At 58.0% G+C, this 12,438-nt stretch carries 13 protein-coding genes and 3 pseudogenes; 13 read left to right on the forward strand and 3 right to left on the reverse strand.

Features of this window, described 5'->3' with window-relative positions; genetic code table 11:
- Positions 1-425: 425 nt before the first annotated feature.
- The 5 genes and pseudogenes from K7A42_RS26035 (at position 426) to K7A42_RS11900 (ending at position 3,721) form a co-directional block, all read left to right on the forward strand.
- A pseudogene (locus K7A42_RS26035) lies at positions 426-1,237 on the forward strand (bifunctional transcriptional activator/DNA repair enzyme AdaA).
- Positions 1,238-1,254: 17 nt separating this feature from the next.
- Complete coding sequence (locus K7A42_RS11885; protein ID WP_282455238.1) at positions 1,255-1,569, forward strand: isocitrate lyase/phosphoenolpyruvate mutase family protein; 315 nt, start codon at positions 1,255-1,257, stop codon at positions 1,567-1,569.
- Positions 1,570-1,577: 8 nt separating this feature from the next.
- A pseudogene (locus K7A42_RS11890) lies at positions 1,578-2,176 on the forward strand (isocitrate lyase/phosphoenolpyruvate mutase family protein).
- Between the two features lie 886 nt (positions 2,177-3,062).
- Complete coding sequence (locus tag K7A42_RS11895) at positions 3,063-3,311, forward strand: type II toxin-antitoxin system VapB family antitoxin (RefSeq protein WP_022557064.1); 249 nt, start codon at positions 3,063-3,065, stop codon at positions 3,309-3,311.
- Positions 3,308-3,721 (forward strand): type II toxin-antitoxin system VapC family toxin, encoded by a 414-nt coding sequence (locus K7A42_RS11900; RefSeq protein WP_045534923.1) that lies wholly within the window; start codon positions 3,308-3,310, stop codon positions 3,719-3,721. Before K7A42_RS11895 ends, K7A42_RS11900 begins: the two co-directional genes overlap by 4 nt.
- 15 nt (positions 3,722-3,736) lie before the next feature.
- Here K7A42_RS11900 and K7A42_RS11905 read toward each other — a convergent pair.
- Both K7A42_RS11905 and K7A42_RS11910 read right to left on the reverse strand, forming a co-directional pair.
- A pseudogene (locus tag K7A42_RS11905) lies at positions 3,737-4,872 on the reverse strand (integrase).
- Positions 4,873-5,292: 420 nt separating this feature from the next.
- Positions 5,293-5,814, reverse strand: coding sequence for a DUF6428 family protein (locus K7A42_RS11910; RefSeq protein ID WP_022557060.1), 522 nt, complete (start codon positions 5,812-5,814; stop codon positions 5,293-5,295).
- A gap of 41 nt (positions 5,815-5,855) precedes the next feature.
- On the opposite strand from K7A42_RS11910, the gene K7A42_RS11915 reads away from it, so the two are divergent.
- The 8 genes from K7A42_RS11915 to K7A42_RS11950 all read left to right on the forward strand — a co-directional run bounded on the left by K7A42_RS11915 (position 5,856) and on the right by K7A42_RS11950 (position 11,241).
- Complete coding sequence (locus K7A42_RS11915; protein ID WP_022557058.1) at positions 5,856-6,212, forward strand: ArsR/SmtB family transcription factor; 357 nt, start codon at positions 5,856-5,858, stop codon at positions 6,210-6,212.
- Positions 6,209-6,739, forward strand: coding sequence for an arsenate reductase ArsC (locus K7A42_RS11920; RefSeq protein WP_282455239.1), 531 nt, complete (start codon positions 6,209-6,211; stop codon positions 6,737-6,739). Before K7A42_RS11915 ends, K7A42_RS11920 begins: the two co-directional genes overlap by 4 nt.
- The gene (locus K7A42_RS11925) at positions 6,736-7,209 is read left to right on the forward strand and encodes a GNAT family N-acetyltransferase (RefSeq protein WP_282455240.1); all 474 of its coding nucleotides are present in this window, start codon (positions 6,736-6,738) and stop codon (positions 7,207-7,209) included. The genes K7A42_RS11920 and K7A42_RS11925 overlap by 4 nt, the downstream gene beginning before the upstream one ends.
- Positions 7,185-8,225: an ACR3 family arsenite efflux transporter gene (gene arsB, locus K7A42_RS11930; protein WP_022557055.1), complete on the forward strand. Its 1,041-nt coding sequence runs from the start codon at positions 7,185-7,187 to the stop codon at positions 8,223-8,225. Before K7A42_RS11925 ends, arsB begins: the two co-directional genes overlap by 25 nt.
- A gap of 5 nt (positions 8,226-8,230) precedes the next feature.
- Positions 8,231-8,653: an arsenate reductase (glutaredoxin) gene (gene arsC, locus K7A42_RS11935; protein ID WP_022557054.1), complete on the forward strand. Its 423-nt coding sequence runs from the start codon at positions 8,231-8,233 to the stop codon at positions 8,651-8,653.
- Positions 8,628-9,353 (forward strand): arsenical resistance protein ArsH, encoded by a 726-nt coding sequence (arsH, locus tag K7A42_RS11940; RefSeq protein WP_022557053.1) that lies wholly within the window; start codon positions 8,628-8,630, stop codon positions 9,351-9,353. Before arsC ends, arsH begins: the two co-directional genes overlap by 26 nt.
- Complete coding sequence (gene arsK, locus K7A42_RS11945; protein ID WP_034499249.1) at positions 9,350-10,555, forward strand: arsenite efflux MFS transporter ArsK; 1,206 nt, start codon at positions 9,350-9,352, stop codon at positions 10,553-10,555. Before arsH ends, arsK begins: the two co-directional genes overlap by 4 nt.
- Positions 10,556-10,779: 224 nt before the next feature.
- Positions 10,780-11,241 (forward strand): hypothetical protein, encoded by a 462-nt coding sequence (locus K7A42_RS11950; protein ID WP_022557051.1) that lies wholly within the window; start codon positions 10,780-10,782, stop codon positions 11,239-11,241.
- A 659-nt stretch (positions 11,242-11,900) separates the two neighbouring features.
- On the opposite strand, the gene K7A42_RS11955 is transcribed toward K7A42_RS11950, so the two are convergent.
- Positions 11,901-12,101 (reverse strand): hypothetical protein, encoded by a 201-nt coding sequence (locus K7A42_RS11955; RefSeq protein ID WP_144115357.1) that lies wholly within the window; start codon positions 12,099-12,101, stop codon positions 11,901-11,903.
- Positions 12,102-12,438: the final 337 nt, after the last annotated feature.

Genomic DNA, 12,438 nt, shown 5'->3' on the forward strand with positions numbered 1-12,438 from the left:
TGCCGTGAATGGGGTCGCTGGCGCGGTTTCCTAGATCCCACAGGCGTTGAGCAAAGAAGCTCAGCAGTAGCGCCTCGGGCGCCGGCAGGGCAGGGAATGCCCGGTAATAGCGAGGGCGGTTGGTGTGATGGCTTTGATATCCAAAAGATCAGACCGGATCGGCGTGCAGATCGTCTGGAAGACGGACTTGTGAGGTGGCGTCGCTGGTTCTCCAACAAGATGTTTGCCTTCATGGAAGAAGCGACATTGGCCAATGGCAATATCATGTTGGAGAACCTGCGTGGCAGGGTAGGGGACCGGTTGTGCAAACGGATTGAAGCTGTTGGAGCGGCGGAAGCGCGGAATTTGATCCGGTCAACGCGGAAAGATGAATAGACGCCCGAAAGCCGGCGGTGTGTTGTCCTTTGCAAGGCTAGGAATTCCGCATCATATTTGATCTTCCGGACCCTGACACACTCTACGCAGCTTTACTGGCCCGAAATGAACGTTTCGATGGTCAAGTCTTCGTGTGTCGCTTCAACCGGCGTTTTTCGTCATCTAACCTTCCCTGCGCGAAAACCTAAGCGCGAAAACGCGTCAACGGCGGCTCCGCCAAGGATTGGAGACGCTGGCCGTTGGCGGGAAAGTTGTTTTGGCTCAACACGAGGCCAGCTTTGAATCTGCCAGCGCGTTTCGCGCCGCTTTAGCGCGTCTACTCGGCCAATCTCCATCGCAGTTGCAATCGGACAAGCAGCTACGGGCAACATGGATAACGACGCCGCTCGGCGACATGATCGCCGTGAGTAGTCAGAGCCATCTGCGTCTTTTTGGAATTCGTGGATCGAAAAGGTCTGCCTGCAGAGCTCAAAAAGCTCCAGCAGGTGTCCAAAGAGGGTATCCGTATCGGTAGCCTGCCGCTCTTGGAGCAGGCCACGGCAGAACTCACTGAGTATCTTGCGGCGCGTTGCGACAGGTTTTCAACACCACTTGCGATGTCCGCCAACCCCTTCACTCAACACGTGTGGGACGTATTGCGCGAAATACCAGCTCTCGAGCCCGAACCTATTCCGAAATTGCACGTCAGATCGGTCGCCCCACCGCAATTCGCGCGGTGGCACGTGCCACTGGTGCCAATCAAATAGCTCTCATGATTCCATGTCACAGGGTCATCGGAGCAGACGGATCTTTGACGGGATATGACGGAGGCCTCTGGCGCAAGCGGCGGCTGATCGAATCGAACGACAACATAAAACAGTAATTAAGGAATACCCTTGCATGACATCCCAAATCTACAAAGCCCAGTATTTTCGAAGCTTACATAAACCGTCGAACCCGCTGTTTCTCTACAATGTCTGGGATGCCGGAAGTGCCCTTGCGGTGGCGCGCGCTGGTTCAAAAGCTGTTGCGACCAGCAGCTGGTCCGTTGCTGCTGCCCAAGGTTACGCAGATGGCCAACAGCTTCCCTTTGAGGAGATGCTTGCAGTTGTCACGAGAATCGCAAAATCGGTGAAGCTACCGGTCACCGTCAATTTTGAGGGTAGGTATGCGGCCGATCCTGAATTGTCGGGCAGAACGTCCGAAGGTTACTAGAACTACGCATTGTCGGCTTCAATTTTGAGGACCAGATCGTGGATGGCCCCGGCCTCTATGGTGTTGAGGATCAGGCTGCTCGGTTACTCGCGGCTCGCCGTTCAGCCGATTCTACCGGTGTTCCAGCATTCATCAATGCCCGGACAGGCGTCTTCCTAAAAGCCGATCAGGGCACCGCACACGCTGATTTAGTCGAGGAGGCGCTTGTCCGCGAGAAGCATATGCAACGGCCGGCGCTGACGGCTTTCTCGTTCCTGGATTGACAGATGATGCGTTGAACCGCCGAGTCTGTGACGCGGCAACAATGCCTGTTAATTTGATGACAACTAGCAGCCAGGACGTCCATAGGTTGACCGAGTTGGCCGTGGCCGGCATCACTTTAGGACCGGCACCATATATCGCTCTCATCTCTGCCGTTGAAGAAGAAGCGAACGCTCTTCTGTACCTTGGAAGAATGTTCCGGAAATTAGCTTATCCCCTTGGCCCTTTAGTGCTCAGCAGCCACTTCGTCGATCTGCACCTCATGGACCTGTCGTCGGTGGAGAAGCGTGGCGTAGTCGATAGGGCATTTTGTGGCGAACTGATTGGCAGATGCCGCTTGCCATGATTGTCGCACGCGTTCTTCAGGTGTTTTGTAAAGAACGGAGGCGGATTGGTCAGAGGCGCGCTACATGATTCAAACGCAGCCTCACCAGAGGCGAGAAGCGACGCCAGATGGGCGGGAGACCAGTTAGTTGCGCAGATGTACACTGGTGACCGTGCGCGGCCGCAAAGGCTGGGATTAGGGGCGTAGCGGGGACGCAGATTTGCAACCCATCGGACTGCGCTGGAATTTGTTGAACGTGGCGATACCTTCGGCCAAGAAAGGCCGGTTCTACCTTCGCCCGCGACTGAGGTGCGGGAACCGCTTCAGGGAAGGACCAACTGCCGTCAAGAATTTCTGCTGCGGCCCACGAGCCTTGCCGCGCAATTCCAACTAGCGGTAATCGGGATACAATTAGCGGTCTTGCCCGAGCAGTCGCCAAACTTCACGTGAACCGGTCCGTCAGCCTCCTTATTGGCGGTCAGATTGTTGGGGGTATATAGGTTGGTGTCGTTTTTCTCGACATAGCCTGCGGCATTGTGGGCACTGATGATTTTCGCGCGCGATCTTCGGAGTGCTTTGTGCAGATAACGAATGCGCGAGAAATTGAACAGTTGCAAGCGTGTTCTATGACCTAAATGCAGGCCCGCGACCCTCGAGATCAGAGGTCGGACGGCGGTCTGGTTAAAACCAGCGTGAAATGCGTTTCGGTGGCCGTCTACGGCGAAATTGCTTGGCGTATGGCGTCCGGGGGAGGGTACGTGTTGGTCTCCACGCGGGACGGCCGTGCATGATGGACGAAAACACAGGCCGCCAAATCAAAAACACCGGATAGCCATCAAAATGGCAGATGCCATCTTGATGGCTATTTCGTTCTAAGTTAAATTTGATCCAGAGGAAGGAGCACTTAATGGTAACCCCGCAACTATCTGTCCGCAGTTCCAAAGCGCGCGACCTTGCCCATAAGCTCGCCCGCCGAGAAAATCGCACGATTGCCGAAATCGTCGAGCGCGCGCTCGAATCCTATGAGGCTCGAGAGGCGGGACGTGAACCCGCTGCGAAATTCTATAGCCGTCTTTCATCCCAGTCGGGTACGGATATGGATTTCGACAGTATCATCAATGAAAACAGACGCGCGCACAAAGGCGTAGAGCTTTGATTTTTCTGGACACGAATGTGATGTCTGAGACTTTTAAGAAAGCTCCCGATTCTGCGGTCATAGCATGGCTGGTTCGCCACGATGCCGAATTGGCATTGCCGACGGTTGCAGTTGCTGAGATCGCATTTGGTATTCAAAAGATCAGGCCGGATCAGCGAGCAGATCGCTTGGAAGAAGGACTTGTGAGCTGGCGTCGCCGGTTCTCGGACAAGATGTTCGCCTTCACGGAAGAAGCAGCATTGGCCTATGGCGATATCATGGGAGACGCTGCGCGGCAGGGGAGGAGGATGTCGGCTCCGGACGGCATGATCGCGGCGATAGCGCGGATCAATGGTGGCCGGTTGGCGACCAGAAACCTCAAAGATTTCGAAACAACAGGACTTGAATTGATCTCGCCTTGGCAATTCTAACAGTGATAGCGGATCCTACAACAATCGGGCCGCACGCCCGCTTCGCTTTGTCGCGTTGTTGCAGTAGCTGGACGCCTGTTGCACTGATCGATGGCGCGACTGTATCCATCGCCTCAGGCAGCGGAATGCCGCGATCGGCGGCCTCCGTCAAATATCCTGACCGCAAACCGTGCGCAGAAAACTCCCCGGGACCCAACCCCGCCATTTCCGCCCGATGTTTAGGATCGCGTCGATCGACTGCGGATCGAGCGCCCGGCGCGAGACCGTTCCCCACCTTCCGATGCCCCGAAACACGCTTCCCATATCGATCCTGGCGGCCGTCAGCCCGGCATTCAATGCCTCGACAGGCCGGCCTGTGAGATAGACGACTTCGTCGTCCTCTCCGGTCGTCGTTTTGGTCCGCCCAAGATGAATTGCCAAAGAGGGTAGGGGAGGGCTGTCAGGCACCTCGATCGGTGTTTCCTCGGTCAGTTGCTCCATGCGGAGGCCTGCGATCTCGCTGCACAGGCGACCATCAAAATCGCTCTGTCCCCGATGTCAAGCAAGCTGTCACTTGCGCACATGGCGAGCAGCATTTGCAGGATGTCCCCCGTGACCGCTTTTGCGCTTTATCGACGACGCTTTCGTGGAACGGCGCGGACCGCGAGCCGGATCACCTGTTTGAGGGAAGGGGAGGAGAAGGGTCCGGATAAGCCGCGCCATTGCGTCATGGTCGACCAACCCGCAAGCTGGCGCCGCAGAGTATCGGGGGCGTGCGGGCCGATGGATTTCAGGAAACCCTGGCGTCTGAGGTTTGCCTCAACGTCATCAGGCATGCCGTGGTCGCGGTCGCTGGCACGCTTCTCCGGATCCCACAAATGGTGGGCGACGAATTTCAGCAGCAGCGCCTCGGGTGCCGGCCAGGGGAGTGATTTTTTGGTCGCCGCCAATTCCCAGGCTTCGATATACGCCAGATCGGAGGTCAGCGCCCGCAGCGTGTTGTCGCCCATGCCCTGGTTGACCAGATGTTTTAGCGTTTCGACATCCTGGTCAGTCAGAAGTTCGGCGAGTTCGTCCCTGCGCTCGATTGGCAGCACCGATGCGATCGTGTCGAGCTCGACAGCGCGCCGCTCGCTGTTAGACAGGGAAGCTTGGTTGCGCGGTTTCGACATCAATCGATCTCGACGTCCGGCCGCCAGCGGCGAATGATTTGAATGATCTCCGGTTTGTAAGCCTCGGGGTAAACAAGATCCTCTTCGCGCGAGAAAAGTGAAGACTGTCACCATGTCTTCGCAGACGTCGCGATCGACGTCGGCAAGGTCTGTGAGATTAAAGTCGCCATGCACGTCTGCGTTCCACCAGGCAAAAATGAAGTTGGCGACCCTCCAGCTCTGGCCGGTATCGCCATGGGGACGTTGAGCAACTTTTCCAGCGCGAAGCGGACGCGATCTTCCGTGTTTTGAAGCCTTTGCAGAGCGTGATTTGGCCCAGGTTAAGTGTGTCGGCTGTCCTAATCGAGCGGATTCTAACTCGCTGATTCAAAAGGACAAGGCGTTCTCCCAATTCGCCGGATTGACCCTAATTGGGCGGACTCAGGAGCAGCACGAGCCCGTCTGTTGTGTTGGGCCAGAGCACGCCGAGGCCTTCCGATTTTCTTCGGCGAGCCATCGATCGTGCGGCTTACAGCTCGCTGGCCGCGGTACCAGGTCTACATGTACCGCACCGCTGTGCAGGGCGGGGGCCGCCGCACAGTAAAGCTGCATCGGCCGGACGCCGTCACTGACTTCGAAGGTCAGCTTGGCCGATCCATCGAGCCGCAGATGCTCCGATACCTTGCGGAAGATGGCGGCGAACTTGCCGGCCGGCATATGCGAGCGGTCGTCTTCGTGGATGTCCCACAGCTGTACGAAGATTTCAGACCATTCTTCGTGCTCGGCGCCACAGTCGAGTGCTGCGAACTGTCCCGCCTTCACCTCGGTCACGTGATAGCCACCTTTCACCGGGCGGCCGTCGTAGGAGAAGATCAACGGCAGATCCCGGACGCCGTCGAGGGTGTCGAGCAGGTGGCCAAGGCTGATATCCGTTTCGAGAAAGGGCTTGTCGAGTGCGTTCATTTCGGCTACTCCTGTTTCAATAATTCAAGGATTGTAGAAATATGGAAGAACGTCAAGCCCTAATGTCGTTTGCGGCACTGTCGCAGGAAACAAGGCTGCATATTGTCCGCATGCTGGTGGTAGCCGGTCCGGACGGAATGGCTGCCGGTGCTATTGCCGAAAAGGCAGAGGTCTCGCCCTCCAACGTGTCTTTTCATCTGAAGGAGCTGGAACGCGCCGGGCTGATCAACCAGCAGCGGGAATCCCGTTCGATTATCTACACCGCCAATTACGATGGGCTGGGCGCGCTGGTTCGCTTCCTGATGGAAGACTGCTGCGCCGGGCACCCGGAGATATGCGCACCGGCCACCGAGGTCGCCGCCTGCTGCGCGCCAACCGCAAAGGAGAACCTACAATGACCGCTGATCGCGTTTATAACGTCCTGTTTCTCTGCACCGGCAATTCGGCCCGTTCGATCCTCGCCGAGTCCATCTTGAATGGGGAAGGCAAGGGCCGATTCCGCGCTTTCTCCGCTGGCAGCCAGCCCAAGGGCGAGGTCCATCCGCTTGCTTTGGATACGCTGCGAAGCCTCGGATACGAGGCAACGGGGTTCAGCTCAAAAAGCTGGGATGTCTTCGCGGAGCCTGGCGCGCCGCAAATGGATTTCATCTTCACGGTCTGCGACAATGCCGCTGGCGAAGCCTGTCCGGTCTGGATCGGCTACCCGATGACTGCCCACTGGGGCGTTGAAGATCCAGCAGCCGTCGAAGGTTCTCTGGTTGAGAAGGGCCAGGCCTTCTCCCAAGCCGCCCGCTACCTCAAGAACCGGATCACCGCGTTTGTGAATCTGCCCCTCGCGTCGATCGACAAGCTGGCGCTGGAAACTCAGCTCCGCACGATCGGCACGATGGAAGGCAGCACCAGCCGTAAGGGCGACGTCGCGTGAGCGACGTTTTGGATCAGCAGCCGGCCAGCGGGCGCGATCAGGACCTCCAGGCAGCACTGCAGGCGGCGGGACTTCCGATCGACGATCTGGAGCAAAGCGGGCGCACCTTCTTTCGCTTTGCGGACCGGGCCCAGATTATCGGCTTCGCTGGGCTGGAGCCCTATGGAGACTACGCGCTGTTGCGCTCTGTGGTCGCCCTGCCCGACCAACGCAGACGCGGTTATGGCGAAGCCATTTCACGCCAGATGCTTGACCAGGCAGCGCGCGATGGTGCCCCCACCCTTTACCTGCTGACAGAAACGGCCACTGCATTCTTTGATTATTTTGGGCTTCGTGAAGGTCGATCGCACAAGCGCGCCGGCCGCAATCTTGCAAACAGGCCAGGCGGCAAGCCTTTTCCCGGCCTCCGCCGGCCTGTTTGCCAAGACTATCCAAGGGTAAAATCATGTCTACGTTTGAACGCTATCTGACGGTGTGGGTCATCGCCTGCATCGTCGTCGGGGTGACCCTCGGCCACCTTACGCCCGGGGCCTTCCAGACGATCGGCGCGGCCGAAGTCGCGAAGGTCAACCTGCCAGTGGCAGTGCTGATCTGGCTGATGATCATCCCAATGCTGCTCAAGATCGATTTCGCGTCCCTCGGGCAGGTCGGCCGCCACTGGCGAGGGATCGGCGTTACCCTGTTCATCAACTGGGCATTAAAACCGTTTTCGATGGCGCTGCTTGGCTGGCTGTTTATCGGCTATCTGTTCCGGCCTTACCTGCCGGCAGGCCAGATCGATTCCTATATCGCTGGCCTGATTATCCTTGCGGCCGCGCCCTGCACCGCCATGGTGTTCGTCTGGTCGAACCTGACCAAAGGCGAGCCGCATTTCACGCTGAGCCAGGTCGCGTTAAACGATGTGATCATGGTGTTGGCCTTCGCACCGATCGTCGGGCTGCTACTCGGCCTTTCGGCCATTACGGTCCCGTGGAATACTCTTATCCTGTCGGTCGTGCTCTATATCGTCCTGCCGGTAATCTCGGCGCAAATCCTGCGTCGGCTGACCGACGTAAACCGTCTCGCTGCCAGGTTGCAGCCGGTATCCCTGGTCGCTCTACTGGCGACCCTGATATTATTGTTCGGCTTTCAAGGCGAGCAGATCTTCGCGCAGCCGGGCGTGATCGCCCTGTTGGCCGTGCCGATCCTCATCCAGGTCTATTTCAACTCCGGCCTGGCCTACCTTCTCAACCGCGCGAGTGGGGAGCAGCACTGCGTTGCAGGCCCTTCCGCTCTCATTGGCGCATCCAACTTCTTTGAACTGGCGGTGGCAGCGGCCATCAGCCTGTTCGGTTTCGATTCCGGAGCAGCCCTGGCGACCGTCGTAGGCGTGCTGATCGAAGTGCCGGTCATGCTGTCAGTGGTCTGGATCGTCAACCGCAGCAAGGGCTGGTACGAGCGCGGCGCCGCCGTCCGCTCCTCCACTTCCACCATCGAAAGGGCCTGACGACCATGGACGTCACAATATATCACAACCCCGCCTGCGGAACGTCGCGCAACACCCTTGAGATGATCCGCAACGCCGGCATTGAGCCCACGGTGATCGAATACCTGAAAACCCCGCCGACGCGCGCACAGCTTGTGCAGATGATCGCTGATGCCGGCCTGACGGTGCGCGGCGCCATCCGTAAAAAGAGCACGCCCTATGCGGAGTTGAACCTCGACAATCCGGAGCTGAGCGACGATCAGCTGCTCAACGCGATGCTTAAAAACCCGATTCTAATCAACCGGCCTCTGGTCGTGACGCCGCTTGGCACGCGCTTGGCACGACCATCCGAAGTGGTGCTGGACATTCTGCCCGACACCCACAAGGGCGCCTTCACCAAAGAAGATGGTGAGCAGGTCCTCGATGCGGAGGGCAAACGCATTGTCTGATCTTCCTGCCGCATCCCTCTCGCATCTTTGTCAGCCAGATTTGGGCGCCCTGCGTCCTCCATTCTCATCGCACAAGCCGCGCATTCTGATCCTCTATGGTTCCCTGCGCGCCGTATCTTATAGCCGGCTCCTGGCGAATGAGGCGGCGCGCCTGCTCGAACATTTTGGCTGCGAGGTTCGGATCTTCAATCCAGCGGGCCTGCCGCTTCCCGATGCGGCGCCGGTGAGCCATCCACAGGTGCAGGAGCTGCGTGAGCTTTCTGCCTGGTCGGAAGGCCAAGTCTGGATTAGTCCGGAACGCCACGGCGCCATGACCGGTATCATGAAGGCGCAGATCGACTGGCTCCCGCTTTCGGTTGGTTCGGTGCGGCCGACGCAGGGCAAGACCCTGGCCGTTATGCAGGTTTCCGGTGGTTCGCAGTCGTTCAATGCGGTCAACCAGCTGCGGGTCCTCGGTCGCTGGATGCGGATGATCACCATCCCGAACCAGTCGTCGGTGGCCAAGGCTTTCCAAGAGTTCGACACCGACGGCCGCATGAAGCCGTCTTCCTATTATGATCGCGTCGTCGACGTCTGCGAGGAACTGGTGAAGTTCACGATCCTGACCCGTGACGTCTCTGCCTACCTCACCGATCGCTACAGCGAGCGAAAAGAAGAAGCCGAAAAGCTGGAGCAGCGCGTGAGCCTGAAATCCATATGAGCGAGCGCGCTCCCGTCGCCGCTATTGTCGCGCTCGGTGTCACGCAGAACATCGGTTACGGCACCCTCTATTACAGCTTCAGCATCCTAGCACCCGACATGGCCGCGGATTTTGCCTGGTCGACCGAATGGATCTTCGGAGCGCTATCGGTTGCGCTCCTGATCGGCGGCCTGACGGCGCCTTGGCTCGGCGGCTTGTTCGACCGCATTGGGGCCGGACGGATCATGACCATAGGGTCGGCGATCGCCGCCGTCGCCCTTGCAGCCTGCGCTTTTGCAACAAGCAAGTCGGCCTACGTCGTTGCCCTTATCGCAATCCAGGTGGCAGCCAACCTGGTGCAGTACGGCGCCGCGTTCGCGCTCCTGGTCCAGATCAGACCGCATGTGGCCTCGCGCAGTATTACCTACCTGACGCTGCTCGCCGGCTTCGCCTCCACGATGTTCTGGCCAATCACGACGGCTCTCCATGCGCACATCTCCTGGCAAAATATTTATCTGCTTTATGCCGGTCTGAACCTGTTCATATGTCTGCCGATCCACGCCTGGCTTTCGCACGGCGTTACCGCGCGCCGGTCGACGACCAAAGCTCCGCCGCAGCGGGTTGAAGGAATACTGCCACCAGAACAACGCCGCGCTGGCTTCGCACTGATGGTCACGGCGTTTTCGCTGCTGTCGCTCTCCAGCGCGGCTGTATTGGTGCATATGGTGCCGTTGCTCTCCGGTCTCGGACTCGGCACCACGGCCGCCCTGGTCGGTACGCTCTTCGGCCCATCCCAGGTTGCCAGCCGCCTCATCAACATGGTGTTCGGCAAGAACTTGCCGGCGCTTTCTCTGGCGATTGTCGCGGCCGTCCTGATTCCCGGCGGCACTCTGATCCTGTTGGCGCTCGCCCCGTCGGTACCCGGCGCCATGGTGTTTGCGGTGATTTTCGGCATGGGCAACGGCCTGCTGAGCATCGTCGCCGGCACTCTACCTCTGTACCTGTTCGGCAGTGATGGCTATGGCAAGCTGCAGGGAAAGACCATGGCGTCCAAGCTGGTGCTGTCGGCCTTGGCGCCGTTCGTGATGGCGTCCGCGATGGCGAATTTCAGCATCCCCGTCTCTCTAATAGTCGTAGCCATACTTGGCGGCGCAGCGATCGTCATGTTCGGACTGATCTTCCCGTTGCAGCGGGCCACCCGGACCGTTCTCACCTCCGGATAGCGCGAGGCGTTGGCGGCAAGGGTTTCGCCATCGTAGTCGCGCCACTTGCCGCCGTGGTCTCTCGGGTTCTCCCGAAGCGACTGACTGAATTTTCTCGAGTCACGCCTGATTGAAAGAGGAGAAACATATATGGAATCAAACAGGATCTACTTCGAAGGTAATCCCTGGCCAGAGGGACATCCAATCAAAGAGCTTTATGGTCAGCAAAAGAGATCGACGGAGAAGTGTGGTTCGACATTCATCTCGAGACGGCAAATTACAATTCAGAGCGCGATATAAAGGATAAGGAAAGCTCGAACTATACCAGCGACTGGGACGCACCTTACTCTTGGGAAAACTATCAATCCTGCATATTGTCGTCGGATGACTGGCACAATGGCGGATTTAAAATCTGCTCCAAGGATGAATATACGCCGGAGTTTCTCAACGGCCTCGAATTGCTGATTGACCCCAGCCCGGAAACGATAACAGACCGGAATGATTTCGCGTTTCAGATATACCTGCTCAGCCATGATACGGTTGCCAAGCACAAAATCAAATTCGACCGGATCGGAAATTCCAATCGTTTCAAGATCTCGTGGTTTGGTAAGATCGCACGAACATACGTTGGAGACCACGATTTCAAGTACAATTTTTCGGTCATGGTGACATCGGCTGATTTTCCTCAGCTAACCGAAACACTATGATTTCAGCCGGCAAAACGAATTTGGGTGTTCTTGCATTGCTCATCGGCAGTTTTGGATCAACTTCGGCAGAATCCGGAAGGCCCGCGCCTGGGCGGGATGTCGATCGAACTCAAACCATTCGCTTGTTGGAGGCCACGCCTGCTCCGTGCGCCGAGGTCACGTTCGGTCTAATTTCAGTGGCGCTATCGCACCGGTACCTTGAGACTCTCGCCAATTCGTCCGGGGGGCAATCACGGAGCAAAGCCGAGCGGCTTAGAGGGATTCGCGGCAAGCGCGCAAATGAGCTGCTTGAAGCGCTCAAACCGAAGGCTCGTTTAAGCGATTGTGTAGGAAGAGCCGATGGAACTGCCGGGGCCGACTGGACGTACCTGGTGCTCGAGCTGATCGAGAAGGGGAGAGCGGCAGTATTCACCGACAACGGAAAACCAGTTCGCACCGTACAAATTCGCTATTTGGGAATTCGTTGTGGGGACCATTGCGGCCGTGGTGACATATTCGTATCCACCCCCGATGCCCCGCGCCCATTTCTGATATTGAACTGGTGGGCTTCATGAGCCTGTTATCAATCCTCATGCTGACCTGCGTTGAACGGCTCGTTCTTTCGACGCGTTAACCCCCTCGGGAGCAACATTGACGATTCTGTCGGGTGAAGGTGCAGTTCATTGGCGCAGCAAGCGCGACGAGCGCAGGTCGTACCGGATGAGCATGGCGCAGGGGAACGCGCGGCCCGAGAAGCGGGATATCGCGTTTAAGTTAGGTGCGAATGAAATCCTGTCGCCAGCGATACCTGCACGGTCGCTTGAAGCGAGGAAACTGTCGGTAAATCGTAAGCGCTGTGGCGCCCGCACTTTGTCCATCATGCTCTGTCTTCTCGAAGGCTTGCACCAGGAGGAGACGGCAAGTTCGCGCCAATGGGAAGATTTTGGTTTACGCAAAACCTCCCGATCTCCGACGTCGCAACAGTGGGCCAAACAAGTGTCTGGCACGGTCGGCCTAGGTCGAGGCTCTTGCCGCCCAGCGCCTAGAAAACGAGAACAGCTACGGGTCACCAAGCAGCGCCCGGCCGTCTGCCGACGTGACATTGCCAGGCGCAGTCGCCGCATGGATAGGCGACGAGGGTCGGGGCTGGGAGCAGATTTCCGTCATGTTGAAACCAATGACGGCACGACATCCGAGCACGCCTTGTATCGACGAACT

Origin of the sequence: Agrobacterium sp. InxBP2, assembly GCF_026191755.1 — a bacterium.
GTDB lineage: Bacteria > Pseudomonadota > Alphaproteobacteria > Rhizobiales > Rhizobiaceae > Agrobacterium > Agrobacterium pusense.

Coding starts and splice junctions, on each gene's coding strand:
- arsH (WP_022557053.1), top strand. CDS start 8,628: ATGCGGAGGGCAAACGCATTGTCTGATCTTCCTGCCGCATCCCTCTCG.
- K7A42_RS11920 (WP_282455239.1), top strand. CDS start 6,209: ATGACCGCTGATCGCGTTTATAACGTCCTGTTTCTCTGCACCGGCAAT.
- arsC (WP_022557054.1), top strand. CDS start 8,231: ATGGACGTCACAATATATCACAACCCCGCCTGCGGAACGTCGCGCAAC.
- arsK (WP_034499249.1), top strand. CDS start 9,350: ATGAGCGAGCGCGCTCCCGTCGCCGCTATTGTCGCGCTCGGTGTCACG.
- K7A42_RS11895 (WP_022557064.1), top strand. CDS start 3,063: ATGGTAACCCCGCAACTATCTGTCCGCAGTTCCAAAGCGCGCGACCTT.
- K7A42_RS11910 (WP_022557060.1), bottom strand. CDS start 5,814: ATGAACGCACTCGACAAGCCCTTTCTCGAAACGGATATCAGCCTTGGC.
- K7A42_RS11885 (WP_282455238.1), top strand. CDS start 1,255: ATGACATCCCAAATCTACAAAGCCCAGTATTTTCGAAGCTTACATAAA.
- K7A42_RS11915 (WP_022557058.1), top strand. CDS start 5,856: ATGGAAGAACGTCAAGCCCTAATGTCGTTTGCGGCACTGTCGCAGGAA.
- K7A42_RS11955 (WP_144115357.1), bottom strand. CDS start 12,101: ATGATGGACAAAGTGCGGGCGCCACAGCGCTTACGATTTACCGACAGT.
- arsB (WP_022557055.1), top strand. CDS start 7,185: ATGTCTACGTTTGAACGCTATCTGACGGTGTGGGTCATCGCCTGCATC.